At 71.3% G+C, this 23,673-nt stretch carries 25 protein-coding genes; 13 read left to right on the top strand and 12 right to left on the bottom strand.

What is annotated here, in order from left to right:
* The first annotated feature begins 177 nt into the window (after positions 1-177).
* Positions 178-402 carry a DUF3073 domain-containing protein gene (locus ABL57_RS03000; protein ID WP_047801959.1) on the top strand — a complete coding sequence of 75 codons (225 nt, stop codon included), beginning with the start codon at positions 178-180 and terminating at the stop codon, positions 400-402.
* Between the two features lie 183 nt (positions 403-585).
* Here the strand turns inward: ABL57_RS03000 and purM are convergent, their stop codons facing one another.
* The 6 genes from purM to ABL57_RS02970 form a co-directional block, all read right to left on the bottom strand.
* A complete protein-coding gene (gene purM, locus ABL57_RS02995) occupies positions 586-1,746 on the bottom strand; it encodes a phosphoribosylformylglycinamidine cyclo-ligase (protein ID WP_047801958.1) in 1,161 nt (386 codons plus the stop codon).
* A 2-nt stretch (positions 1,747-1,748) separates the two neighbouring features.
* Positions 1,749-3,518: an amidophosphoribosyltransferase gene (gene purF / locus ABL57_RS02990; protein ID WP_047801957.1), complete on the bottom strand. Its 1,770-nt coding sequence runs from the start codon at positions 3,516-3,518 to the stop codon at positions 1,749-1,751.
* A gap of 15 nt (positions 3,519-3,533) precedes the next feature.
* On the bottom strand, positions 3,534-3,974 hold the full coding sequence (locus tag ABL57_RS02985) for a hypothetical protein (RefSeq protein WP_139318624.1): 441 nt from the start codon (positions 3,972-3,974) through the stop codon (positions 3,534-3,536).
* Between the two features lie 10 nt (positions 3,975-3,984).
* Complete coding sequence (locus ABL57_RS02980; RefSeq protein ID WP_047801956.1) at positions 3,985-4,350, bottom strand: sterol carrier family protein; 366 nt, start codon at positions 4,348-4,350, stop codon at positions 3,985-3,987.
* A 4-nt stretch (positions 4,351-4,354) separates the two neighbouring features.
* A complete protein-coding gene (locus tag ABL57_RS02975; RefSeq protein ID WP_047801955.1) occupies positions 4,355-5,386 on the bottom strand; it encodes an asparaginase in 1,032 nt (343 codons plus the stop codon).
* 66 nt (positions 5,387-5,452) lie between these two features.
* Positions 5,453-5,776: a hypothetical protein gene (locus ABL57_RS02970; protein ID WP_047801954.1), complete on the bottom strand. Its 324-nt coding sequence runs from the start codon at positions 5,774-5,776 to the stop codon at positions 5,453-5,455.
* A 169-nt stretch (positions 5,777-5,945) separates the two neighbouring features.
* On the opposite strand from ABL57_RS02970, the gene purD reads away from it, so the two are divergent.
* The gene (gene purD, locus ABL57_RS02965) at positions 5,946-7,268 is read left to right on the top strand and encodes a phosphoribosylamine--glycine ligase (protein WP_047801953.1); all 1,323 of its coding nucleotides are present in this window, start codon (positions 5,946-5,948) and stop codon (positions 7,266-7,268) included.
* Positions 7,265-8,245, top strand: coding sequence for a phosphoribosylaminoimidazolesuccinocarboxamide synthase (locus ABL57_RS02960; RefSeq protein WP_047801952.1), 981 nt, complete (start codon positions 7,265-7,267; stop codon positions 8,243-8,245). The genes purD and ABL57_RS02960 overlap by 4 nt, the downstream gene beginning before the upstream one ends.
* 36 nt (positions 8,246-8,281) lie before the next feature.
* Here ABL57_RS02960 and ABL57_RS02955 read toward each other — a convergent pair whose 3' ends face one another.
* The 3 genes from ABL57_RS02955 to ABL57_RS23270 form a co-directional block, all read right to left on the bottom strand.
* Positions 8,282-8,623 carry an MGMT family protein gene (locus ABL57_RS02955; protein WP_047801951.1) on the bottom strand — a complete coding sequence of 114 codons (342 nt, stop codon included), beginning with the start codon at positions 8,621-8,623 and terminating at the stop codon, positions 8,282-8,284.
* Between the two features lie 46 nt (positions 8,624-8,669).
* Positions 8,670-9,461 (bottom strand): sensor histidine kinase, encoded by a 792-nt coding sequence (locus tag ABL57_RS02950; RefSeq protein ID WP_160310770.1) that lies wholly within the window; start codon positions 9,459-9,461, stop codon positions 8,670-8,672.
* Positions 9,462-9,968: 507 nt separating this feature from the next.
* The gene (locus tag ABL57_RS23270) at positions 9,969-10,100 is read right to left on the bottom strand and encodes a hypothetical protein (protein WP_256363808.1); all 132 of its coding nucleotides are present in this window, start codon (positions 10,098-10,100) and stop codon (positions 9,969-9,971) included.
* 219 nt (positions 10,101-10,319) lie between these two features.
* Here ABL57_RS23270 and ABL57_RS02945 point away from each other — a divergent pair, with 219 nt between their 5' ends.
* On the top strand, positions 10,320-11,000 hold the full coding sequence (locus tag ABL57_RS02945; protein ID WP_075871010.1) for a response regulator transcription factor: 681 nt from the start codon (positions 10,320-10,322) through the stop codon (positions 10,998-11,000).
* Between the two features lie 379 nt (positions 11,001-11,379).
* Here the strand turns inward: ABL57_RS02945 and ABL57_RS02940 are convergent, their stop codons facing one another.
* Both ABL57_RS02940 and ABL57_RS02935 read right to left on the bottom strand, forming a co-directional pair.
* Positions 11,380-12,090 (bottom strand): FadR/GntR family transcriptional regulator, encoded by a 711-nt coding sequence (locus ABL57_RS02940; RefSeq protein WP_047801978.1) that lies wholly within the window; start codon positions 12,088-12,090, stop codon positions 11,380-11,382.
* A gap of 112 nt (positions 12,091-12,202) precedes the next feature.
* Complete coding sequence (locus tag ABL57_RS02935) at positions 12,203-13,855, bottom strand: L-lactate permease (protein WP_371212458.1); 1,653 nt, start codon at positions 13,853-13,855, stop codon at positions 12,203-12,205.
* 261 nt (positions 13,856-14,116) lie between these two features.
* Between ABL57_RS02935 and ABL57_RS02930 the strand changes: the two genes are divergently transcribed.
* The 4 genes from ABL57_RS02930 to ABL57_RS02915 all read left to right on the top strand — a co-directional run bounded on the left by ABL57_RS02930 (position 14,117) and on the right by ABL57_RS02915 (position 18,501).
* The gene (locus ABL57_RS02930) at positions 14,117-14,980 is read left to right on the top strand and encodes a (Fe-S)-binding protein (protein ID WP_047801948.1); all 864 of its coding nucleotides are present in this window, start codon (positions 14,117-14,119) and stop codon (positions 14,978-14,980) included.
* The gene (locus ABL57_RS02925; RefSeq protein WP_047801947.1) at positions 14,977-16,569 is read left to right on the top strand and encodes a LutB/LldF family L-lactate oxidation iron-sulfur protein; all 1,593 of its coding nucleotides are present in this window, start codon (positions 14,977-14,979) and stop codon (positions 16,567-16,569) included. The genes ABL57_RS02930 and ABL57_RS02925 overlap by 4 nt, the downstream gene beginning before the upstream one ends.
* Entirely contained in the window at positions 16,566-17,210 is a 645-nt protein-coding gene (locus ABL57_RS02920) for an LUD domain-containing protein (RefSeq protein WP_047801946.1), read from the top strand. The genes ABL57_RS02925 and ABL57_RS02920 overlap by 4 nt, the downstream gene beginning before the upstream one ends.
* Before the next feature lie 91 nt (positions 17,211-17,301).
* The gene (locus tag ABL57_RS02915) at positions 17,302-18,501 is read left to right on the top strand and encodes a glycoside hydrolase family 26 protein (protein ID WP_047801945.1); all 1,200 of its coding nucleotides are present in this window, start codon (positions 17,302-17,304) and stop codon (positions 18,499-18,501) included.
* Between the two features lie 56 nt (positions 18,502-18,557).
* On the opposite strand, the gene ABL57_RS02910 is transcribed toward ABL57_RS02915, so the two are convergent.
* The gene (locus ABL57_RS02910) at positions 18,558-19,367 is read right to left on the bottom strand and encodes a VOC family protein (protein ID WP_047801944.1); all 810 of its coding nucleotides are present in this window, start codon (positions 19,365-19,367) and stop codon (positions 18,558-18,560) included.
* Positions 19,368-19,569: 202 nt separating this feature from the next.
* Here ABL57_RS02910 and ABL57_RS02905 point away from each other — a divergent pair, with 202 nt between their 5' ends.
* From ABL57_RS02905 to ABL57_RS02885, 5 genes are all read left to right on the top strand, one after another.
* The gene (locus ABL57_RS02905) at positions 19,570-20,763 is read left to right on the top strand and encodes a glycosyltransferase (RefSeq protein WP_047801943.1); all 1,194 of its coding nucleotides are present in this window, start codon (positions 19,570-19,572) and stop codon (positions 20,761-20,763) included.
* A 258-nt stretch (positions 20,764-21,021) separates the two neighbouring features.
* Positions 21,022-21,717, top strand: a complete 696-nt coding sequence (locus ABL57_RS02900; RefSeq protein ID WP_047801942.1) for an A24 family peptidase — start codon at positions 21,022-21,024, stop codon at positions 21,715-21,717.
* Between the two features lie 243 nt (positions 21,718-21,960).
* Positions 21,961-22,161: a Flp family type IVb pilin gene (locus tag ABL57_RS02895; RefSeq protein ID WP_047801941.1), complete on the top strand. Its 201-nt coding sequence runs from the start codon at positions 21,961-21,963 to the stop codon at positions 22,159-22,161.
* Positions 22,162-22,243: 82 nt separating this feature from the next.
* Positions 22,244-22,615, top strand: coding sequence for a TadE/TadG family type IV pilus assembly protein (locus ABL57_RS02890; RefSeq protein ID WP_047801940.1), 372 nt, complete (start codon positions 22,244-22,246; stop codon positions 22,613-22,615).
* The gene (locus ABL57_RS02885; RefSeq protein ID WP_047801939.1) at positions 22,603-23,619 is read left to right on the top strand and encodes a pilus assembly protein TadG-related protein; all 1,017 of its coding nucleotides are present in this window, start codon (positions 22,603-22,605) and stop codon (positions 23,617-23,619) included. The genes ABL57_RS02890 and ABL57_RS02885 overlap by 13 nt, the downstream gene beginning before the upstream one ends.
* Positions 23,620-23,673 lie beyond the last annotated feature (54 nt).

Raw genomic sequence — 23,673 nt, 5'->3', positions numbered from 1 at the left:
GGGCGCCGCCCCCCTCCCGTGAGGTTCCCGACAGTCCACCGTGCGCGAGCCGGGGCGGGCGCAACGGACCGGCAAACCATGTACCCTGGTCTCACGAACCATTCATACGACATTTCCGGGGCCGTACTCTGTGCCTGAGTGCCGCCGTCCGGACCAAGAGGCAGAGGGGGTCACGCCATGGGGCGCGGCCGTCAAAAGGCGAAGGCGACACGGCAGGCGCGGGAGATGAAGTACTTCAGCCCGCAGACCGACCTCACGGCACTCCAGCGGGAGCTGCGCGGCAGCGAGCGGATGCCGCCGCTGCGGGAGCCGGTCGAGGAGAAGGTCGAAGAGGACGAGGACGACTACTCGGCCTACGTCGACAAGTACGCCGACGACTACGACGAGGACTACCGCCGGTAAGTGCCGGGAGCTCCGCTCGTCTCAACCGAATGACGCAACAGGTGCCCGTCCAGGACGAGCACCTTCTTTGCGTTCCCGGGACGTCCCGGACCACCCCGGGGAAATTCCCCGGGACCACGATCCGAGCGGCAGGGCCGCCCGAGCATCCGCCCGGGCGGCCCTGCCGCGTGCTGCGGGGACCGCTCAGCCGGCGTAGGCGCTGACCATGCGCACCGCGCCGCCGTCCACGCCCTTGGCGCCCTGCACCCAGTCGGGGCCGCCGTGCTCGGCTGCCGGGTCGATCTCGGCCACGGTGCCCATGACCCACGAGCTCAGCCCCCGGGCGGTGAGGTGGGCGACTGCGTCCTCGGCCACGTCCGGGTCGACGATCGCGACCATCCCCACACCGAGGTTGAGGGTCCGCTCGAGATCGGGCAGCGGGACGTTGCCGAGCTGGCCGATCAGCTGGAAGACGGCGGGCAGCTCCCAGGTGGAGCGGTCGACGGTCGCCTCCAGGCCCGCGGGCAGCACCCGGGCGAGGTTCGCGGCGAGCCCGCCGCCGGTGACGTGGCTGAAGCCGCGCACGCCGTGGCCGGTGGTGCGGTCCGGGCCGTTGACGGGGAAGGCGGCCGCGAGGTCCAGGACGTCGGCGGCGTACACGCGGGTGGGCTCGAGCAGCTCCTCGCCCAGGGTCCGGCCGAGCTCGGTCACCTGCCGGTCCAGGGACCAGCCGGCCACGTTGATGACCTTGCGCACCAGCGAGTAGCCGTTGGAGTGCAGCCCGGAGGAAGCCATGCCGATGACCACGTCCCCGGCGCGCACCCGGTCCGGGCCCAGCAGCTCGTCGGCCTCCACGACCCCGGTGGCCGCCCCCGCCACGTCGTACTCGTCCGGGCGCAGCAGGCCCGGGTGCTCGGCGGTCTCCCCGCCCACCAGTGCGGTGCCCGCCTGCTCGCAGGCGGCGGCGATGCCGCGCACGATATCGGCGATCCGCTCGGGCACCACCCGGCCCGTGGCGATGTAGTCGGTCATGAACAGCGGCTTGGCGCCCACCACCACGATGTCGTCGACGACCATGCCCACCAGGTCGAAGCCGATGGTGTCGTGCACGTCGAGGGTCTGGGCGATCGCGACCTTCGTGCCGACGCCGTCGGTGGAGGTCGCCAGGTAGGGCTTGCGGTAGCCCGTGAGCTCCGAGACGTCGAACAGGCCCGCGAATCCCCCGACCCCGCCGATCACGTTCGGGGTGTGCGTGGCACGGACCGCGCTCTTCATGAGCTCGACGGCGCGGTCGCCGGCCTCGACGTCCACGCCCGCGCTGGCGTAGGTGACGGTGCGGTTCGTGGAGGAGGGGTGCTGGGCCATGGTCAGGCGTCCTTCGCGGTCTCGGGCTGGGCGGCGGGCTGGGCGGCAGAGGGGTTCCCGGGCCCGGCCGGCACCCGGTCCTCGGGCAGCAGCAGGTCCTCGAGGTCGGAGTCCGGCCCCGGGTCGCAGCCCGTGGAGCCGTCCTGCACCCCCGGGTCCTGGTCGGAGATGCGCGTGCGCCCGGCCGTCCGCCGGGACAGGCCGTCGTCGGAGGAGGGCCGGGTGTCGATGGAGACGGCGGAGGCGTGCTCGGGCCGCCGGGCCACGGACGGCCCGCCCGGCTCCCGCCGGGGCGAGGAGTCCACCGGTGTGCGGGCCTCGAAGACGTTCTTGCCCAGCTTGTCCGCGTCCGGCAGGCGGGTCGGGTACGTCCCGGAGAAGCAGGCCGTGCACAACTCGGCACGGTCCTGCTGGGTGGCCGAGACCATGCCGTCCTCGGAGATGTAGCCGAGGGAGTCCGCGCCCAGGGACGCCCGGATCTCCTCGACCCCCAGTCCGTTGGCGATCAGCTCCGCGCGCGAGGCGAAGTCGATGCCGTAGAAGCACGGCCACTTGATGGGCGGGGAGGAGATCCGCACGTGGATCTCCGCGGCCCCGGCCTCGCGCAGCATCCGGATGAGCGCGCGCTGGGTGTTGCCGCGCACGATCGAGTCGTCGATGACGACCAGGCGCTTGCCCGCGACCACCGACTTCAGCGGGTTGAGCTTGAGCCGGATCCCCAGCTGCCGGATGGTGTCCGAGGGCTGGATGAAGGTCCGGCCCACGTAGGCGTTCTTGACCAGGCCGTTGCCGAACGGGATCCCGGACTCCTCGGCGTAGCCGATGGCGGCGGGGGTCCCGGACTCGGGGGTCGGCATGACCAGATCGGCCTCGACCCGGTGCTCCCGGGCCAGCCGGCGGCCCATCTCCACGCGGGACTCGTACACGGAGCGGCCGTTGATGGTGGTGTCCGGGCGGGCCAGGTACACGTACTCGAACACGCACGCCGCGCGGCGGGTCTCGGCGAAGCGCTGCGAGCGCAGGCCGTGCTCGTCGATGGCCACGAACTCGCCGGGCTCGATCTCCCGGACCAGCGAGGCGCCCACGATGTCCAGGGCGGCGGTCTCCGAGGCGACCACCCAGCCCCGGTCCAGCCGGCCGAGGACCAGCGGGCGGATGCCCTGCGGGTCGCGGGCCGCGTAGAGGGTGTGCTCGTCCATGAACGCCAGGCAGAAGGAGCCCACGAGCTGGGGGAGCAGCTGCATCGCGGCGTCCTCGAGGGAGCCGTGCGGGTGCTCGGCCAGCAGCGCGGTCACCAGGGCGGTGTCCGTGGTGTTGCCCTGTGCCATCTCGCCGCGCGAGGGGAAGCCGGACTTGTCGATGAGCTTGTCGTAGAGCTCGGCCGAGTTGGTGAGGTTGCCGTTGTGCGCCAGCGCCACGGTCCCGTGCGGGGTCGCACCCAGGGTGGGCTGCGCGTTGGCCCAGTGGGAGCCGCCCGTGGTGGAGTACCGGCAGTGGCCCACGGCCAGGTGCCCGGTGAGGGTGTTGAGGGTGGTCTCGTCGAAGACCTGGGAGACGAGGCCCATGTCCTTGTAGACGGCGATGCGCTGCCCGTCGCTGGCGGCGATGCCGGCCGACTCCTGGCCGCGGTGCTGCAGGGCGTAGAGGCCGTAGTAGGCCAGCTTCGCGACCTCCTCGCCGGGGGCCCACACGCCGAACACGCCGCACGCGTCCTGGGGGCCCTTCTCTCCGGGGAGCAGGTCGTGGCTGAGTTGTCCGTCAGGGTGAACCACGTCGATCAGCTTCTCTCACGCTCGGGGGTCGGTGGGCCGCGGGTCCTCGGCCTCCGGGTCCGCAGCTTCCGGGGCCGCCTGCTGCGGGGCCGCGGGGTCGTCCTCGCCCACGACCTCGGTCGTCACCGCCCGCGCGCGGGCCACCGAGAGGCGGTCCAGCACGAGGGCCACGACCGCACCGGCGGCCAGGCCGACCACGGCGAAGACCGAGACCATGAACATGACCACGGCGCCCTGGGTGAACTGGGCGCTCGCCCCTCCGGCCAGACCGACGAGCACGCCCACGACGATGCCGGCGACACCGCCGAGCACCACGAACGCCCAGATGTTGGGCGCGCGGCGCAGCGTCATCTGCTGGCTGCCGGTCGCGGCGAGCGGCACGGCCGTCTGCCGGCGGCGCCGGCGCGGCCACTTCCGCGCGGGCGGGCGCGACGAGGGAGATGGTGCGGAGGTCATGCCCTCAAGGCTACCGGGGAAAGAGGGGGAGGGCGTCCGCCAGATCGGTCCGTGTGCCCGAGGCCACAACCGTTCCCGCGGCCACGGCCTCGGACCAGGTCAGGGAGCCCGTGACCAGGCCCAGCCAGGTCCCGGCGTCGGTCTCGACGACGTTGGGCGGGGTGCCGCGGGTGTGCCGGGGCCCGGCCACGCACTGGGTCACGCCGAAGGGCGGCACGCGCACCTCCACGCTGTTGCCGGGGCGGCGCTCGGCCAGCTCCTCGAGGCTGTAGCGCACGGCCGTGGCCACGGTGGGCCGGGCGGCGGCGGCCGGGTCCGCGCGCCAGGCGTCCAGGGCGAGGACCCCGTCCGCGGGCTCGATGCGCCGGCGGGCCACGGCGCTACTCCTGCCCGAGCGCCCGGGCCAGGTCCGGGCCCAGGAGCTCCAGGAGCGGGTCGGCCGCCCGGATCCGGCCCACCGGGCGGGCGGCGCCCATGATCGGGCGCACCACCCGGCCGATCACCGCGGCGGCGGCCGGGACGGGCACGGCCCCGGCGTGGGCCAGCAGGCTCAGCCCGATGAGCGCGTTGGCGCGGGAGCTGCCGTCGAGCACCTTGAGCGCCACCGACCAGCCGGCCCGGGTGCCGATGGCCAGCACGCCCTCGGCCCCCAGTTTGGCCACGACGTCGAGCTCCTCCATGACCACGGTGTTGTACCGGCCGGGCCCGTGCACGAACTCGGGGTAGTCGAGCATGCACTGGGCCACCGTGGCGGCCCGGGCGTCGGCGTCGAGGTTGCCCGCGGCGCGGCCGAGGGTCGAGTAGGCGCGGGCGAGGCCGGTGAGCGAGATCGCCGCCAGGGGCGCGCCGCAGCCGTCCACGCCGACGTGGGCGACCGGCTCGCCGGAGAACTCCTCGACGGTCTCGAGCACGGTCCGCTGCAGCGGGTGCTCCGGGTCCAGGTAGCTGTCCGTGGGCCAGTCGTTCTCCGTGCACGCCCACAGGAACGCGGCGTGCTTGCCGGAGCAGTTCATGCAGATCCGGCTCTTCCCCCGCCCGGCCCGCAGGAGCTCGGCACGGACCTCCTCGTCCTCGGGCCAGTCCGGCGGGCACTGCAGCGCCTCCTCGGTCAGCCCGGAGGCCTCGAGGATGGAACTGACGGCGCCCAGCTGCTCGAAGGAGCCGATGTGGGAGGCCGAGGCGATGGCCACCTGGGCGCCGCGCAGCGGGACCCCGGCCTTCATCGAGGCGATCGTCTGGAACGGCTTGAGCGTGGAGCGGGGGAAGATCGGGGTGCCGATGTCGCCCAGCTCCACGGCCACGTTCCCGTCCGGGTCCAGGACCGCGGCGGAGCCGCGGTGGCGGGACTCGACGAAGCCGCTGCGCTCGATCACCGCGAGGTCCACGGCACGGTCCGAGGTGAAGGTCTGCATCCGCCCAGTATGTCAGCCGGGACGGGCGCGCCCGGGCCGCCCCGGGAGGGCCACGGCGCGCCGGGCTCAGTTGTCGGTGCCGGCCTCGGCGTCGGTGTCCGCCCCGGTGCCCGCGCCGCCGGCGTCGCCGCCCGCGTCGCCCTCGGGCGAGGTGCCCTCGGCGCCCGTGTCGGTGGTGGCGTCGTCGCCCATGCCGGTCTGCCCGGCCGTGGGCTCGGTGCCCGCCCCGGTCTCCGCGGCAGTGGGGTCGGCGCCCATCTCGGACTCCGCCATCGAGTTCTCGGGCACGGACTCGCCCGGAGCCTCCGGCTCGGTGTTGTCGCAGCCGGCCAGGAAGAGACCGAGGGCCGCGGCGGCGGATGCTGCTGTGAGTCGTCTCTGCGTGCTCATGCGTCCACGGTAGAACTGTGATCCGGCTCACCAGGGAAGATGTCCGAGGAAGTCCTCGGCCGGCGGAAACCGTGACACGAACATCAGGTCACTTATCTATACTGGAGGGTTGGCTTGCGTCGACGGCGACGATGTGTCAGAAGCCGCTGCCGACCACTAGCCTGAGGGCGTGAAGGTTCTGGTACTGGGCCCCGGAGGCCGCGAACACGCAATCATCCGCGCACTGCTGGCAGATCCCGAGGTCGCGCAGGTGCACTGCGCACCGGGCAACGCCGGCATCGCGCAGCTCGTCCCGGTCCACGCCGTGGACGCGAACGACCCCGCGGCGGCCACGGCCCTCGCCCGCGAGCTCGCCGCCGACCTCGTGGTGGTCGGCCCCGAGGCGCCCCTGGTCGCCGGTGTGGCCGACGCCCTGCGCGCGGCGGGCTTCCCCGTCTTCGGCCCCTCGCAGGCCGCGGCGCGCCTCGAGGGCTCGAAGGCCTTCGCCAAGGAGGTCATGGCCGCGGCCGGCGTGCCCACCGCGATGGCCCGGGTGGCCACCACCGAGGAGGAGGCCGCCGACGCCCTCGACACCTTCGGCGCCCCCTACGTCGTCAAGGACGACGGGCTCGCCGCCGGCAAGGGCGTGGTCGTCACCTCGGACCGCGCGGCGGCCCTCGAGCACGCCGCGGCCTGCTTCGCGGCGGGCGGGTCCGTGGTGGTCGAGGAGTTCCTCGACGGGCCCGAGGTGTCCCTGTTCGTGCTCACCGACGGCTCCCGGGTGATCCCGCTGAGCCCGGCCCAGGACTTCAAGCGGATCCGCGACGGCGACGAGGGCCCCAACACCGGCGGGATGGGCGCCTACACGCCGCTGCCGTGGCTGCCGGAGGGCTTCGTGGACGAGGTCGTGGAGCGGGTGGCGCGCCCCACGGTCGACGAGATGCGCCGCCGGGGCACGCCCTTCGTGGGCGTGCTGTACTGCGGGCTGGCCATGACCAGCCGCGGGCTGCGCGTGATCGAGTTCAACGCCCGCTTCGGCGATCCGGAGACCCAGGCCGTGCTGGCCCGGCTCACCACCCCGCTCGGCCGGCTGCTGCTCGACGCCGCGGCCGGCCGGCTCGACGAGGCCGAGCGGCTGCGCTGGCGCCCGGAGCCGGCCGTCGCGGTCGTCGTCGCCGCGCAGGACTACCCGGACACCCCCCGCACGGGCGACCCGATCGGCGGCCTGGAGCGGGCCGAGGCGCTGGAGGGCGTCCACGTGGTCCACGCCGGCACCGCGGTGGCCGCCGAGGGCCCGCACGCCGGGCGGATCGTCTCCGCCGGCGGTCGCGTGCTCGCCGTCGTCGCCCTCGGCGCGGACCTGGAGGCCGCCCGCGAGCGCGCCTACCGCGGGGTGGGGCTGGTCGAGCTGGAGGGCTCCCAGCACCGCACCGACATCGCCCTGAAGGCCGCCCGGGGGCTGATCACGGTCCCCGGCGTTCCCGACCCCCGTCCCCGGCAGGAGCAGGCATGAGCGAGCAGAGCACCGTCACCACCCCACCGCAGATCCCCGGGTGGACTCACATCTACTCGGGCAAGGTCCGGGAGCTGTACGTCCCCGAGGAGTCGCGGCTGCGGGCCACGGGGGTGGCCATCCACGACAACGCCGAGTACCGGGCCGGCTCCGTCCTGGTGGTGGCCACCGACCGGATCAGCGCGTTCGACGAGGTCGTCCCCACGCTGATCCCGGACAAGGGCAAGATCCTCACGCAGCTGTCCCTGTGGTGGTTCGAGCAGCTCGAGGGGGTGCCCAACCACGTGCTCACCACCGATGTTCCCGAGCCCGTGCGGGGGCGCGCGGTGGTCTGCAAGAACCTCTCGATGTTCCCGGTCGAGTGCATCGCCCGCGGCTACCTGACCGGCTCGGGGCTCAAGGACTACCGGGAGACCGGGGAGGTCTGCGGGATCCGGCTGCCCGAGGGGCTCGTGGACGGCTCCCGGCTGGCCGAGCCGATCTTCACCCCGACCGGCAAGGCGGAGGTGGGCGAGCACGACCTGCCCGTCACGTTCCAGGAGATGGCCGACGTGGTGGGCCGTGCCGTGGCCGACCGGCTGCGCGAGCTCACCCTGACCATCTACGGCGCCGCCGAGAAGATCGCCCGGGAGCGCGGGATCATCGTGGCGGACACCAAGGTCGAGTTCGGCCTGGACTCCTACCGCGGCGCCATCACCCTGGGCGACGAGGTGCTCACCCCCGACTCCTCCCGCTTCTGGGACGCGGAGACCTACGCGCCGGGGCAGGCGCAGCCGTCCTTCGACAAGCAGTACGTGCGGGACTGGCTGCGCTCGGACGAGTCCGGGTGGACGGGGGCGGGCCCGGTGCCGCAGCTGCCGGACGACGTCGTGGAGAAGACCCGGGCGCGCTACGTCGAGGCGTTCGAGCGGCTCACCGGCCGGTCCTTCGACCCGGAGGGCGGCTTCTTCGAGGTGGCCGGGCCGCCGGAGTACTGAGCCGGCTCAACCGCCCAGGGCTCAGCCACCCAGGGCTCAGGCGCCCGGGGCCTCCGGGATCCACAGCGCGCGGACCATGTCCACGCGCACGAGGTGCCGGTCGTCCTCGAGCAGGGGTGTGCCCTCCTCCCGGTACCGTTCCCGGGCCTCGGCCTGGAGGTGGTCGGCCAGGGTGCCCTGCACGGTCACCACCCGCCACCACGGCAGCTGTGCTCCGGTGGGGTTACGCGCCATGAGCGTGCCGATCACGCGCGGGGAGCGGCACTCGGCCAGCTCCGCCACGTCCTTGTAGGACAGCACCCGCCCCGGGGGAATGGCGGCGACGACCTCGGCCACCCGCTGCGCCAGCCGGTGCGGAGCGGGGGCGGACCCGGTCACCGGGCCTCCGGCACAGGGGCACCGTGGATCACCGCGACACCGTCCGTCACAGGGCCTCCCGGCCGTCCACCGGCAGGCAGACGTCGAGCACCCACTGCCCGCCCTCGGGGCCGCTCTCGGCGTGGCCGCCCAGCAGCGAGACGCGCTCGGTGATCCCGCGCAGGCCCAGCCCCGAGGACAGCTCGGAGGGCCGGCCCGGCGCGTGCGGGGACGAACGGGGCAGCGGGTTCGTGACCCGCAGCTTCAGCTCGTGGTCGTCGGCCGCCACGGAGATCACGCACCGGGACTCCCGCGGGGCGTACTTGATGATGTTGGTGACGGCTTCCTGCAGGATGCGGGCCGCCGTGCCGCGCACGGTCGTGGGCGTGGCCTCGAGGTCCCCGGTGAGCTCCACCCGGGGGTCGAAGCGCAGGTCCCGCAGGCTCGCCGCGAGGGAGGTGACCACCTGTTCGAGGCTGCCGATGGCCAGACCCGCGCCCGTCACGTCGCGCGGGTGCTCGCCGTCGTTCTCGTCCCGCAGCAGCCGCAGCAGCACCCGCAGCTCGTGCAGGGCCGAGCGCGCCGCGCCCTCCACGGTCTCTACGACCTGGTGCAGCTCCCCGACGTCCTCGGAGCGCCGCCGGCTCATGGTCTGCATCGTGATGAGCGTGAGCTCGTGGGCCACCACGTCGTGCAGGTCCCGGGCGAGGGCCTGCCGCTCGTCCTCCCGGAGCCGCTCGTTGAGGATCTCCAGATCGCGGACCCTCTGTTCGTTCTTGCGCCGCTGACCCTGGAAGTACCTGACCGCGGAACCGGCCAGCGTCGACACGATCAGGCCGTTGAGGGCAAACCAGAACAAGGGGGAGTTGAAAGGCCCGTGGAAGGTGGCCGAGGCAACGATCCACGCGAAATACACGGTCAAATGAACGGCCAGGAACTTCCGTGTGGCTGTAGCTGCGACCGCAGCCGTTACGAGACAAACTGCGATGATCACGGACGCCTGGTAGTTGGCGAGGAATGACGTGACCAAGCAGGTGGCCGAGGCCACCGACGCAAAGGTCGTCCGCCAAGCGAGCAATCCGATCACGACTGAAGACAGAACGGCGTCGAGAGCCAGCATTAGGTCAGCATTGACGTCGCCCGTGAAGTGCTTGAACAAGTACTGGAGCTGCGTCAGCAGGATCACGCTGGCATACAGAACGACCACCACGGACAGCCACATTCCGATGGGTTCGGCCTGGAGGAACCCTGTCTTCAGTGCTGTGCGTGGTGGTCGCTTCGTAGGTGCTGCTATGTCAGTCACACCCAGCTTCGTAGGTGTTGCTATGTCGGTCACACCCAATGGTGTACCGCATTGGAAGCAAAATCATCGGCAAAGAAACGAGAACCAGCCGCACATGACGTAACCGGGTGCGGCGTTGGCGGGTGCCACGGGGGCGACGACGAGGGTCGTGGCGACGAGCGTAGCGGCGAGGGCGCTGGTGATCTTCTTCTTCATGGGGGGCTCCTTGGATCACGAGAGCAGCACCGGATCGGGGGGATGCGGCCGGGATGGGGGGAGAGATGTCCCGGCTGCGAGGGGGGTGTGCTGCGCTGGTAACAACAACTTTGCCAACGTTAACAGGAGCGGTCCATCTACCTTTGTCCAGAGTGTTTGTGACTTAAGTCGAAGATGACGCTTTGCACTTTGGGGGACAGGGAAAAATAGACTGTGCGGGTGACTGATACCAGAGTTCTCGTCGTGGACGACCAGCCGCTGATGCTGGAGGCCCTGAAGTCCTTCTTCTCCGCCGAGCCGGGGTTCGACGTCATCGGGACGGCGTCCAACGGGCGTGAGGCCGTCGACCGCTGTCTGGTGTCCGATCCGGACGTGGTGCTCATGGACATGAAGATGCCCGTGATGGACGGCATCGAGGCCACTCGGGAGATCACCTCCCGCAGCCCCCGCTCCAAGGTCCTGGCCCTCACCACGTTCTCCACCCTGGAGTTCGTGGTGCCGGCCCTGCGTGCGGGCGCCGCCGGCTACCTGGTCAAGGACGCCCGGCCGGACGAGATCATCACGGCGGTGAACCAGGTCCTCGACAACGAGATCGCGCTCTCCCCGGCCATCGCCCGGGCCCTGGCGGACAACGTCATTTCCGTGCCGGACCAGCAGCAGGCGCGCTCGGCGGACGACACCCTGCGCTCGCTGCTCACGGACCGGGAGATGGAGACCGTGACCCTGCTGGCCCAGGGGCTCAGTAACCGGGAGATCGCCGAGCAGATGCACGTCTCCGAGGGCAGTGTGAAGGCCTACCTCGGCCGGGTGTGCGAGAAGTTCGGCGTGCGGGACCGCGTGCAGGCGCTCATCAAGGCGTACCAGAGCGGTCTCGTGGATCCCCAGCTGCGCGACCTCTGAGCCGCTGCTCGGAGCTCGGGTCAGGCCGGAAGTCCAGCTGCAATGTAGACAAAAGTGCATTCATCTGCATGTGCAAACACGGCAGAATCGTCAGTGCGAGCAGAGAAAAGAAGTCGGTGGACGAGCGAGAGACGTCCCCACGGTGCCCGGCCCGTCCCCCCATGAGGCCCTGCACCCGACCGGACGGTCCACCGACCTGCTCACGGTAGGGGGCCGCCCCGGGATAGTCCCCCCTGGACCGGGATGCGGCCGCGCAAGGCTTGGATCACCTTGCATCCCCAGCGGCCGATGGCCCCCTACCGTGCAACACCGCTGATGAGCGCAACGGCCCCACCGGTTCCGGTGGGGCCGTTCTCGTGCCCCCCGTCCGGGAAGGTGGTCAGTCCCGTCCGCGCTCGCCGGCGCGGCTGTGGCCGAAGAACCAGGTGATGTGCTCCCGCAGCGCGGCGGCGGCGTCCTGACCCCGCCGCTCCTGGAACGCCTGCAGGATCTCGTGGTGCTGCCGCTGGAGCGTGCGCCGCACCTGCGGCCAGTCCTCGAGTCCCGCCACCGTCTCCTGGACGTAGCCGATCGTGGCCTGGCGCAGCGAGGACATGACGGTCTCGACCACCACGTTGCCCGCCAGCGAGGAGAGCAGGACGTGGTACGCGGCGTCGTGGGCGTGGAACCGCTCGTCGGGCAGCTGCGGGTCGTCCATGGCCGCCACCAGCTCGGCCGCGTGCTCGAGCGCCGCCGCCCGCTCCGGGGTCTCCGGGGCGGCGGCCGCCTCCAGCGCCGACTGCGTCTCGAGCAGCAGCCGGGTCTGCACCAGGTCCCGCACCGGCAGGGACCGGGTGGCCACGTGCAGGCGCAGGGCCCAGCCCAGGGCGGCCGAGGGCTCCGAGATGACGACCGCGCCGGCGGCCGGGCCGGAGCCGGTCGAGGACCGCACGAGGCCCATGGCGTCGAGGATGCGGATCGCCTCCCGCACCGAGGCGCGGGAGATGCCGAACTCCTCGGCGAGCTGGCGCTCCCCGGGCAGCTTGTCGCCCACCGAGATCTCCCCGGAGCGCAGGCGTTCCTCGAGCCAGTCGAGGACGACGGTGTACATGCGCGAGGCCGTGGGCACGGGCTGCTCCTGACGTTGGACGGGATGCGCCCCAGTCTAGGGAACGGGCGAGGCCCCGCCGGATCCGGGATCCGGCGGGGCCTCGTAGCGGCGCTCAGGAGGTGGGGACCATCCAGGCCAGCACGTTGGACTGCAGGAACACCAGGGTGCACAGCAGGAGCAGCAGGCCCAGGGACCACCAGATGACGGAGCGGAAGATCGCGGACTCCTTGCCCTCCATGCCCACGGCGGTCGCGGCGATGGCGAGGGACTGCGGGGAGATCATCTTGCCGACCACGCCGCCGGAGGTGTTCGCGGCGGTCATCAGGTGCGGGTCCAGCCCCGTGCCCTCGGCGGCGGTCTTCTGCAGGTTGGAGAACAGTGCGTTGGCGGAGGTGTCCGAGCCGGTGACGGCGGTGCCGAGCCAGCCGAGCACGGGGGAGAAGAAGGCGAAGGCCGCGCCGATGCCGGCCACCCACGTGCCGATGGAGATGGTCTGCCCGGAGGTGTTCATCACGTAGGCCAGCGAGAGCACGCTCATGATGGTCAGGGCGGAGAAGCGCATCTTCCAGAACGAGCGTCCGATCTCGGCCACCGCGTCGCCGATCGACAGCCGGAAGCGGCCCCCGGCGGTGAACACCGAGTAGATGACGGCCACGAGCAGACCCGTGAGCAGCAGCAGCGTGCCGGGGCTGGAGAGCCACTGCAGCTTGTAGACCGTGCTGCTGAGCGGCTCGCCCTCGGCGTCGAGCAGGCGCCCGTCCAGGCCGGGCCAGGGGATCGACACGTCGGTGCCGGCCAGTGCGGCCGGCACGTCCGCGCCGACGGTCCACAGCTTGGCGACCCCGAACACGGCCACCACCAGGACGTAGGGCAGCACGGCCATCCACACGCGGGCCGGGGTCAGGCCCTCTGGCGCCGGGGGCTTGTCCACGCCGAGGCGGGCCCGGACGCCGTCGGCGCCCTTCGGCCGCCAGAAGCGCAGGAGGAGCACGGCCGCGGCCAGGCCCACGAGGGACGCGACCACGTCGGTGAGCTCGTAGGAGAAGTACGTGGCGGTCCACCACTGGGCGACGGCGAAGGAGACGCCGATCACGAGGGCGGCGAGCCAGGCCTCCCGGAGCCCGCGGACTCCGTCGATGATGAACAGCAGGATGAAGGGGACGAGCACCGCGAAGAACGGCGCCTGATGGCCGACCACCGCGCCGATCCGGGCGGGGTCCAGTCCGGTGAGCACGCCGGCGGTGGTGATCGGGATGGCGATCGCACCGAAGGCCACGGGGGCGGTGTTGGCGATCAGCACCACGGTCGCCGTCTTCAGCGGTTTGAGCCCCAGCGCCAGGATCATCGTGGCCGTGATGGCCACGGGGGCGCCGAAGCCGGCGAGGGCCTCCAGCAGGCCGCCGAAGCAGAAGGCGATGAGCACCGCCTGGATGCGCAGGTCGCCGCCGCCGATGGTGTCGAAGATCGTCCGCAGGTCCTCGAAGCGCCCGCTGAGCACCGTCACCTGGTAGAACCACAGGGCCATGACCACGATCCACACGATCGGGAACAAGCCGTAGACCGCCCCCTGCGTCGCCGAGAGCAGGGCCAGTCCCAGGGGCATCCCGAAGGCCAGGACGGCGACGACGATCGCCGCGACCAGGGCCGTGGCCCCCGAGACGTGGGCTCGCGCCTTCACGCCCAGGAGCATGACGAAGAAGGTGAGCAGCGGGACGGTGCCGACCAGGGCGGAGAGCGCGACGCTCCCGCCGACGGCATCGGTCATGGAGGTGAAGGTGGTCACGCGATCTCCGGAGGACGAGGGGCGGGCGGGCAACGAGCACCCGTGGACAGGACCGCCTATGGTCGGACCACAGGGGCACGAGCACGAACAGTACATGTCCCAGGTCACACGCCCAAGCCGGACACGGCCCCGCTCCCGGGTTGGACGGGCTCGATTGTGTGACCGCTCTCACCGGTCTAGCATGGTCAGACCACAGGGGGCAGCGCGTCGTCGCCCCCGTTCCCCGCACCGTCCGGAGGCCGCATGAGAATCGCCCTGTTCGCCACGTGCATCGTGGACGCGATGTACCCGAGGGTCGCGCTGGCCACCGTGCGGGTGCTCGAGCGGCTCGGCCACGAGGTGGTGTTCCCGCCCGGGCAGGGCTGCTGCTCGCAGATGCACGTCAACAGCGGCTACATGGACGACGCCCTGCCGGTGGTCCGCAACCACGTCCACGCCTTCTCCGCCGCCGACTACGACGTGGCCGTGGCCCCCTCGGGCTCCTGCGTGGCCTCCCTGGGGCACCAGCAGCCCATGGTCGCCCGCGCCGGCGGCGACGAGGAGCTGGCCCGGCAGGCCGAGGTCGTCGCCGCGAACACCTACGAGCTCTCCCAGCTGCTCACCGACGTGCTCGGCGTGACCGACGCGGCCGCCCAGCTGGGCTCCTGGTTCCCGCACACGGTGACCTACCACCCGTCCTGCCACGGGATGCGCCTGCTGCGCCTGGGCGACCGGCAGCGGGACCTGATCGCCTCGGTCGCCGACCTCGAGCTCGTGGACCTGCCCGACGCCGAGGAGTGCTGCGGGTTCGGCGGCACCTTCTCCTTCAAGGTCCCCGAGGTCTCCGCGGCGATGGCCGAGGAGAAGATCGACAACATCGTCGCCACCGGCGCGCAGCTCTGCACCGGGGGCGACGCCTCCTGTCTGCTGCACCTGGGCGGGGCCATGGCCCGCCGGGACGCCGGCGTGACCACGGTGCACTTCGCCGAGATCCTCGCCTCGACCCGGGGCAACCCGCTGGAGGTCTCCGGGCCGGTGGAGCTGTCCATCCCGTCCGCGAAGGGGCGCCGCGCGGTGCCGTCGTCGCGCCCGTCCGCCACGTCCACCGCCCGAGGAGGTGCCCGGTGAGCCGCACCGCCCTGGGAATGCCCGCCGTCCGTCCCGTGCACGGGCAGGGGAACCTGCACGCCGAGACGGCGTTCCCCGCCGCCGCGAAGCACGAGCTGGGCAACGCGCAGATGCGCGCCAACATCCGGCACGCCACCCACACCATCCGCGGCAAGCGTGCCCGGGTGGCCGGTGAGCTGCCCGACTGGGAAGAGCTGCGCAGCGCCGGCTCCGCAATCAAGGAGCGCGTCATGGCGCACCTGCCGGAGCTGCTCGAGGAGTTCGAGCGCAACGTCACCGCTCGCGGCGGCACCGTGCACTGGGCCCGCGACGCGGAGGAGGCCAACCGGATCGTCACCGAGCTCGTGCAGGCCACCGGCTCCACCGACGTCATCAAGATCAAGTCCATGGCCACGCAGGAGATCGGCCTCGACCAGCACCTCTCCGCGGCCGGGATCGAGGCCACCGAGACCGACCTCGCCGAGCTGATCGTCCAGCTGGGCCACGACAAGCCCTCCCACATCCTGGTTCCCGCCATCCACAAGAACCGGCACGAGATCCGCGACATCTTCCTGGCCGAGATGCCCGAGACCGACGAGAGCCTCACCGCCGAACCGCGCGACCTCGCCGAGGCGGCCCGGTCCCACCTGCGGGAGAAGTTCCTCTCCACCTCGGTGGCGATCTCCGGGGCCAACTTCGGCGTCGCCGAGACCGGGACGCTGACCGTGGTGGAGTCCGAGGGCAACGGCCGGATGTGCCTGACCCTGCCCGAGACCCTGATCACCGTGATGGGCATCGAGAAGATCGTGCCCACCTTCCAGGACCTCGAGGTCTTCCTGCAGCTGCTCCCGCGCTCCTCCACCGGCGAGCGGATGAACCCCTACACCTCCCTGTGGACCGGCGTCACGCCCGGGGACGGGCCGCAGGACATGCACGTGGTGCTGCTCGACAACGGCCGCTCCGCGGTGCTCTCCGATCCCCAGGGACGCTCGGCGCTGCACTGCATCCGCTGCTCGGCGTGCCTGAACGTCTGTCCCGTCTACGAGCAGACCGGCGGCCACGCCTACGGCTCCACGTACCCGGGGCCGATCGGTGCGATCCTCTCCCCGCAGCTCACCGGCATCACCTCCGCGGAGAATGCCTCCCTGCCCTACGCGTCCTCGCTGTGCGGGGCCTGCTACGACGTCTGCCCGGTGAAGATCAACATTCCCGAGATCCTCGTGCACCTGCGCGACGAGGACGTGCGCACCCGTCACGGCGAACGGCCCGACGACGGCGCCGCCGATGCCGGGGCGCCGTCCCGGCGCGGGCCGCAGGTCCCGTCCCAGATGGACCTGATGATGAAGGGGGCGTCCTTCGTGATGTCCTCCGGCACGCGGATGGCGCTGGCCGAGAAGGGCCTGCCGCTGGGGCGGGCCGTGGCCGGGCGGGACCGGGCCATCTCCTGGCTGCCCGGCGTGGTGAGCGGCTGGACCGAACAGCGGGACATCCCCGCCCCGCCGAAGGAGTCCTTCCGCAACTGGTGGGCCAAGCACGGGGACGAGACCGAGCAGCGGCTGCGGCAGGACGGGGTTCAGGGCGCCGCCGACGACGAGGAGGGGACCGCATGAGCACCGACGCGAAGACCGAGATCCTGGCCCGCATCCGCGGCGCGCTGGGCGACGCCCCGGCGGTCCTGGGAGTCGAGCGCACCTACCGGCGGGCCTCCGGCCGCGCGCGCGCGGAGGTCGTGGACATGCTCGAGGACCGGCTCGTCGACTACAAGGCCACCGTGCACCGGGAGACGCCCGGGTCCCTGCCGGGCCGGATCGCCGCGCTGCTGGGCGCGTCCTCCCGCTACGTGGTGCCCGAGGGCCTGGACCGCTCGTGGCTGCCGGAGGAGACCGGCATGCGGCGGGCGATCGTGGACCCCAACGACGCACGGGCCGCCTCCGCCCTCGGGGTGCGCGAGCTCAACGCGGTGGACGCCGTGATCACCTCCTCCACGGTCTCCTGCGCCGAGACCGGCACGATCTTCCTGACCGGCCGCGCCGACGAGGGCCGGCGGGCGATCAGCCTGGTCCCGGACCACCACATCTGCGTGGTGGCCCTGGACACGGTGGTCGAGCTGGTCCCGGAGGCGCTGGCCCGGGTCGAGCCGACCGCTCCGGTCACGATGATCTCCGGGCCGTCGGCGACCTCGGACATCGAGCTCGAGCGGGTCGAGGGCGTGCACGGGCCCCGGCGGCTGGACGTGGTGCTGCTCGGCTGACCGCGACGGGGCCCGGCGGGCCTCCCGTCCCGATGCATCGTTCCCGGCGCAGTTCCATGATTTTCGATGGAGAAGTGCCTAAGCTGACGGCGTGAAGGAATCCTCGCTCGTCGCCGTGGTCGTCGTCGGTGCCCTGGCCCTCGGCGGCGGCACCATCGCCTCGCAGCTCTCCGCCCGTGCCGAGCAGGAGGCCCAGGCGCCGCCGTCGCCGGTGTGCACCGTCCTGGACCGCTCCGAGCTGGCCCCCGAGTCCGGGGCCCTCTACGGCGTGAACCTGGACTGGGAGGACAAGCCGCCGGCCGACTACGCCGACCGCTTGGGTCACCGGCCCGCGGTCTCCGTGTCCTTCACCGGCTTCCCCTACGACGAGCGCGGGCACGACTACCTGCGGATGGCGGCCGACCAGGTCCGCGCCGACGGGCAGATGCTCCTGCTGACCCTCGAGCCCCAGGGCGGGCTCGAGGAGGTGGCCGACGAGGCTGTGCAGGCGCTGGCGGCCGATCTGGCGGAGATCAACGACTCCGGGGTGCCGGTCATCGTGCGCTTCGCCCACGAGATGAACGGCTCCTGGTACGCCTGGGGCCAGCAGCCGACCGCCTACGTGAAGGCCTACCGCCGGGTGGCCGAGGCGGTGCACGAGCAGGCCCCCGGCTCGGCGATGATGTGGGCCCCCAACTACGGCGGCGGGTACCCGTTCGCCAGGGGGCAGTACGAGGCCGAGCCCGGCACCGCCGACTTCGCCGCCCTGGACACCGACGGGAACGGCGAGCTCACCATGGCCGACGACCCGTATGCCCCGTACTACCCGGGCGACGACGCCGTGGACTGGGTGGGGATGTCCCTGTACCACTGGGGCGACCAGTACCCCTGGGGCGAGAACGAGGTCCCCGAGCCCGGCAAGTTCGCGGCCCAGCTCACCGGCACCTACGACGGCGCCGGCGGCGACGACCGCGCCGTGCCCGACTTCTACGCCGAGTACGGGCAACGGCGCGGCAAGCCCGTGGCCATCCCGGAGACCGCCGCCCTGTACAACCCGGCCGCGGGCGGCGCCGACGAGCTGGCGATCAAGCAGGCCTGGTGGGGGCAGGTCTTCGACCCGGCGATCCCGCAGGACTTCCCGCAGCTGAAGCTGATCAGCTGGTTCGAGTGGGACAAGCACGAGGTGGAGATCGACGGGCCCGTGGACTGGACGACCACCAACACCGCCGCCGTGCGCGATGCCTTCACCGCCGACCTGCCCGACTGGCTGCGCTGGGGGCCCGAGGAGAGCTGCACCGCACCCGGTTCCTGAGCCGGGCGCTGCTCCTGCTCCGGGCTCAGGAACCGGGCGCGGTGCGGTCCCGTCCGCTACATCGACTCGGACGGCGTCATGATCACGAAGGTCTCACCGTCCGGGCCGGTCGCCGCGGCCATCCGCCCGTACTCGAAGTCGGACGGCTCCGCGGTGATCGAGCCTCCGGCGCGGCGGACGCGCTCCGCGGCGGCGTCGACGTCCTCGACCTGGAACGCCACGCCCCATCCCTGCTGGGCGCCGTCCGTGGTGGGGTCCGGGCCGCCGATCCCACCGGCGGGCCGCTCTCCACCCGGGACGCTGAACATGGCGTAGGGCATGGAGTCGTCGCCGATGTCCTGGTACTCGTAGCCGAACACGCCCGCGTAGAAGTCCCGGGCGGCGGCGGGGTCGCCGGTCATGAGGTCGCACCAGGCCGTGGTGCCGGGCTCGTCGACCCGGCGGAAGCCGGTGTGCTCCTTGGCCTGCCACATCCCGAAGGTGGAGCCCGTGGGATCGACCCACATCCCCATGAATCCGAAGGGGCCGACCTCCATGGGCTCGTAGACCTGGGTGGCCCCGGCGTCCGTGGCCTTCGCGGCGTGGGCGGCGATGTCGTCGGTGGCGAGGTACACCGACCACACGTGCGGGGCGTCCTCCATGCCCTCCATGGTGGGGGACAGCCCGGCCACGGGATCGCCGTCGCCGCTGGTGTCGCCGCTGCCGTTGAGCAGGGCGTTGCAGTAGCCGCCGTACTCGGGCTGGGACTCGGAGTACGTCCAGCCGAGGACGTCGCGGTAGAAGGTCTGGGTGCGCTCCAGGTCGGAAGCCATGAGGTCCACCCAGCAAGGCGTGCCGGCGGGCCAGGGATTCGTGTGCGTGCTCATGTCGATCGTCCTTCGCAGAACCGATGGATGGTGTGTGCCGGAGACCCGCACCGGCCGGTGTGACCTCCGACACTCCTCATGCTAGGAACCGCCCCGGACGCGCTAACGGGCCGCTCGACCGGCGCTCGCGCGGCACCGCCCCGGCGTCGTCGTGCCCGGGAGAACACGGATCTAGGCTGTGCGCACGAGGAGAGGACGCACCATGAGGTTGATGCTGCTGACCGCGGGCTCCCGCGGGGACGTGGAGCCCTTCGCCGCGCTGGCCCGCCGCGCGGCAGCGCAGGGGCACGAGGTCCGGCTGGCCGCACCCGCGAACCCGGGGGCCGATCTGTCCGGGCTCGACACGGTGGGCCTGGAGGTCGACTTCCAGCGGCTGATCGGCACGCAGGGCGCCTCGCCGTGGACGGCTGTGCGCTCCTACCGCACCGAGGTGGGCCCCGGCATGCGCCGGATGCTCTCCGCCGCCGTCCGCGAGACCCTGGCCTACCGGCCCGACGTGGTGGTGCACCACCCCAAGGTCCTCACCGCCCCGGCGGTCGCCGACGCGCTCGGTGTTCCGCACGTGGTGGTGGAGACCGTGCCCGTCCTCACCCCCACCCGAGAGTTCCCGGCGCCCGGGGTGGTCGACCGCGACCTCGGGCCGTTCAACCGGTGCACCTATGCGGCCACCCGATCCGCCGGGCGGATGTTCCGCCGCGACATCGAGCGGGCGTGCGCGCAGCTGCCCGGCTTCTCGGCAGGGGTTGCTGTCTCCGCTCCGGCGGCGTCGCTGGTGCCGATCAGCCCGCAGCTGCTGCGCCGCCCCGCCGACTGGCCTGCCACGACCCACCTCACGGGCGCGTGGCACGACGACGCCGACACTCCGCACCTCGATCCCGCGGTGCTCCGATTCCTCCGGGGCGGGGCGTACCTGGTGGCGACCTTCGGCTCCATGGCCGCCGGCGACCCGCTGGCCCGGGGGAGGGCGGTGGTGGAGGCCGCCCGGGCCCACGGTCTGCGGACGCTGCTGCTCACGGGCTGGGGCGGCCTGGCGCTGTCCGACGCGCTGCGCGGCGACGACGTCCACGTCATCCGGTCCGTGCCGCTGGACGCGGTGCTGTCCGGCGCGGCGCTGGCCGTCCACCACGGCGGAGCCGGGACCGTGCACACCGTGGCCCGGGCCGGCGTGCCGCACGTGGTCGTTCCGTTCCTGGCCGACCAGCCGTTCTGGGGCCGGCAGCTGCATCGGCGCGGCCTCGCCGCGGCGCCCGTTCCCCGGAAGCGGCTGACCACGGAGCGGCTCACAGGGGCGATCGTCGAGGCGCTCGCCTGCGCGGTCACCGCCGAGCGGGTGGGGCAGGGAATCCGGCGGGAGCACGGGCTGCAGACGGCGCTCGACATCGTGCTCTCGTGCTGAACCGGGAAATAAGCAGGACACTGATTGTTATTGGCGGCCCTTGTTGCTGACCTTTTCAAAGTTCGCGGTGTCGCAGAATGCGTGCTGCGTCATTTCCTGCATATCGACATTCGCTTTCCAGGAAATGCCGGGCGACCTGCGTCGACACCGGAAAAGACCGGTCCTCGGTTAGGGTCTGAGCCGTACAGCACCCCGCATGTGGGGACAGCAGTCCACCGGGCGACCGTCGAAGCGCCCACGACATCGAGGGGCCGATCCGTGCAGACCGCCGTGAACGCAGCACCCCTGTGGCTCCTGCTCGGCTCGGGCCTGGTCGGTGCGGTGCTCGGAGCGCTCCTGCCCCGGGTGGTCGTCCGCTACAGCCCCGTCGAGGACGAGCCGCGGCCGGCTCCGTCCCGACTGGTGCTCGCTGCGGGCACGGCTGTCCTGTTCGCTCTGGTGGCCGCAGTTCTGGGCGTCTCGTGGGAGCTGCCGGCGTACCTGTTCTTCGCCGCGGTGGCCGTGGTGCTCACCGTGATCGATCTGCGCCACCATCTCCTGCCCAACGCCGTGGTCCTGCCCGCGCTGGGCGTCGGGTTTATGCTCCTCGCCTGCGCCGCCGCAGGTCAGGGCGACTGGGGTGCCCTGCTGCGGGCCGTGCTCGGCGCTTTCGCGCTCTTCGTCCTGTACCTCGTGCTGGCGCTGATCTCACCGGCGGGACTTGGCATGGGTGACGTCAAGCTCGCCGCCGTGCTCGGCCTGTTCCTCGGCTACCAGGGGTGGGGTGCGCTGTTCGTCGGCGCCGTCCTGGCTTCCGTGATCGGCGCGGTGGTGGGGCTCGCCGTGCTGGCGTCCCGCCGCGGTGGCCTGCGCAGCGACGTCCCGTTCGGCCCGTCGATGCTGACCGGCGCTCTGTTGGCCGTGGTGGTGGGGGAGCGGGTGGCCCGGGAGTACCTGCTGCCCGGGCTGTACTGACGCTGTTCGGGGGACAAGTGGGCAGACGTGCACCTCCATGCACGAGCATCTACTTTTTCACTAGGCATTACGTCGCTGTTTGACGTCCCCCAAACTGCATGCGTTCGAATGCTTGTGGTTTTGCTAGAGCAAAGCCTAGTCTTCTTACAGGTCAGTAGCCCGGTACGGGGAGAGCCGCGAGGCATATACCGACAGAGCTGACGGACCCATTTTCCCAACCCCCTTATTTCTAAGGATCCTGCCATGCTGCCTCTGCTCATCACCATCCAGAACGTTTTCTTCGACGCCGCCGACCGCCTCAAGAAGGATGAGAAGGGCGCCACCGCTGTGGAGTACGGCTTGATCGTCGGTGTGATCGCGGTCGCCATCCTCGGCGCACTGCTCCTGCTCGACGGCCAGCTGAACACGATGCTGACCGACATCAAGAGCAAGGTCACCGCCTAATAACAGTTCCAGATCTTCGCGCCGTGGCGCCCCGCGCTGGGGTGCCACGGCGCAAAGTCTTGTCTAGCCAGTAGGGATAGTTATGAGCAAGTGGCGTGAAGAACGCGGCGCCGTGGCAGTCGAGTTCGCCTTTGTCGTCCCGGTCCTGCTTCTCATTCTTTTCGGCATCATGGAATTCGGCCGTGCCTACAACACCCAGATCAGCTTGACACACGCGGCCCGGGAGACGGCACGCCACATGGCGGTGACAGGCGACTGGGGGAACGCCATTGCATTTGGTCGGGACGCTGCCCCCTCGCTCACCGCTGCGAACATGTCTTTCGCAGCGGACCCGGCAGCGTGCGCTCCAGGAACTTCCGTGAATGTCACCATCACTTACCCGATGGACACGCTGACCGGCGTGGTGGGCGACTGGAATCTCACTGGCAAGGCGGCCATGCGATGCGGCGGCTGATCGGTCTTCTCCTCGATGCCCGGGCCGTCCATCGAACGGATGGCGAACGCGGGGCCGTGACAGTCATAACGGCCTTTTCGCTTGTCGTGCTCCTCGGTTTTGCAGCGCTTGCCATCGATGTCGGCATGCTCTATCAGGAGCGTGCCGAGCTGCAGTCGGGCGCCGACGCCGCCGCGCTGGCCATCGCGCAGGACTGTGCCGTGGGGCGAGCGGACTGCGCTATTCCGACCGACACTGCCCAAACTCTGGCCGACGCCAATGCGACGGATGATGCGGCCGCCGTCGCAGAGGCCACCGTCAGCATGGCAGCTCAGAGTGTCGACGTGCGTCTCGCGACCGGCGACGAAAGCGGGGTCGGATCGCTGTCTCTCGCCTTCGCACGGGTTCTTGGTCACGACTCGGCCACCGTGGGCGCGTCTTCGGGGGCGCGGTGGGGGGCGGTCAAGAAGGGACCGGCTCAGTTGTCCATCGCCTTCGCTCAGTGTGAGGTGGACGCGAAGTTCGACGACGGGCCCGTGGTCATCGGGATGCAGGACAACAAGAACTCGGCGGCCTGCCCCTCCGGAACAACAGGCTCCGCAGGCGGCTTCGGCTGGTACAAGCTCGCCAAGAACGACAACGATCCGGCGTGTGGTGCTGACGTCTCGGTCTCCGTGGTCGTCGCTGCTGACACGGGCGCGAACCTACCGAGCGTGTGCGACGAAATCCTGGCTCAGATTAAGAGCGGTGCGCTCGACAACATCCTGCTTTTTCCCGTGTACCAGAACGTCGATGGCGAAGGCGCCAATGCCGAGTACACCATCACGGCGTGGGTGGCTTTCGAAGTCCTGGGCTGGAAGTTCACCTCGAACGAGGAGTACAACTACCCGGCCTGCACCGGGTCCTCGAACTCCTGCAACAAGGGCATCTACGGCCGCTTCGTCGAGTACGTGACTCTCGACGACTACGAACTGTCAATCCAGCCACCGTCCAACGGCCTGGCCGTCGTCGAGCTCACCGACTGACTCCCCCTTCTCTCACACTGACTCTGCTCTGCTCACCCAGTGAGGATGACACTC

The organism is Kocuria sp. SM24M-10 (assembly GCF_001027955.1).
Taxonomy (GTDB): Bacteria; Actinomycetota; Actinomycetes; order Actinomycetales; family Micrococcaceae; genus Kocuria; species Kocuria oceani.
The sequence above is the reverse complement of the archived record's forward strand: the minus strand, read 5'-3'. Positions and strand labels throughout refer to the sequence as shown.

What these genes read in the sequence shown, in the direction of transcription:
- ABL57_RS03000 (WP_047801959.1), top strand. Translation starts at nt 178, where the DNA reads ATGGGGCGCGGCCGTCAAAAGGCGAAGGCGACACGGCAGGCGCGGGAG.
- purM (WP_047801958.1), bottom strand. Translation starts at nt 1,746, where the DNA reads ATGGCCCAGCACCCCTCCTCCACGAACCGCACCGTCACCTACGCCAGC.
- ABL57_RS02985 (WP_139318624.1), bottom strand. Translation starts at nt 3,974, where the DNA reads ATGACCTCCGCACCATCTCCCTCGTCGCGCCCGCCCGCGCGGAAGTGG.
- ABL57_RS02975 (WP_047801955.1), bottom strand. Translation starts at nt 5,386, where the DNA reads ATGCAGACCTTCACCTCGGACCGTGCCGTGGACCTCGCGGTGATCGAG.
- ABL57_RS02970 (WP_047801954.1), bottom strand. Translation starts at nt 5,776, where the DNA reads ATGAGCACGCAGAGACGACTCACAGCAGCATCCGCCGCCGCGGCCCTC.
- ABL57_RS02960 (WP_047801952.1), top strand. Translation starts at nt 7,265, where the DNA reads ATGAGCGAGCAGAGCACCGTCACCACCCCACCGCAGATCCCCGGGTGG.
- ABL57_RS23270 (WP_256363808.1), bottom strand. Translation starts at nt 10,100, where the DNA reads ATGAAGAAGAAGATCACCAGCGCCCTCGCCGCTACGCTCGTCGCCACG.
- ABL57_RS02940 (WP_047801978.1), bottom strand. Translation starts at nt 12,090, where the DNA reads ATGTACACCGTCGTCCTCGACTGGCTCGAGGAACGCCTGCGCTCCGGG.
- ABL57_RS02935 (WP_371212458.1), bottom strand. Translation starts at nt 13,855, where the DNA reads ATGACCGATGCCGTCGGCGGGAGCGTCGCGCTCTCCGCCCTGGTCGGC.
- ABL57_RS02930 (WP_047801948.1), top strand. Translation starts at nt 14,117, where the DNA reads ATGAGAATCGCCCTGTTCGCCACGTGCATCGTGGACGCGATGTACCCG.
- ABL57_RS02920 (WP_047801946.1), top strand. Translation starts at nt 16,566, where the DNA reads ATGAGCACCGACGCGAAGACCGAGATCCTGGCCCGCATCCGCGGCGCG.
- ABL57_RS02910 (WP_047801944.1), bottom strand. Translation starts at nt 19,367, where the DNA reads ATGAGCACGCACACGAATCCCTGGCCCGCCGGCACGCCTTGCTGGGTG.
- ABL57_RS02905 (WP_047801943.1), top strand. Translation starts at nt 19,570, where the DNA reads ATGAGGTTGATGCTGCTGACCGCGGGCTCCCGCGGGGACGTGGAGCCC.
- ABL57_RS02895 (WP_047801941.1), top strand. Translation starts at nt 21,961, where the DNA reads ATGCTGCCTCTGCTCATCACCATCCAGAACGTTTTCTTCGACGCCGCC.
- ABL57_RS02890 (WP_047801940.1), top strand. Translation starts at nt 22,244, where the DNA reads ATGAGCAAGTGGCGTGAAGAACGCGGCGCCGTGGCAGTCGAGTTCGCC.
- ABL57_RS02885 (WP_047801939.1), top strand. Translation starts at nt 22,603, where the DNA reads ATGCGGCGGCTGATCGGTCTTCTCCTCGATGCCCGGGCCGTCCATCGA.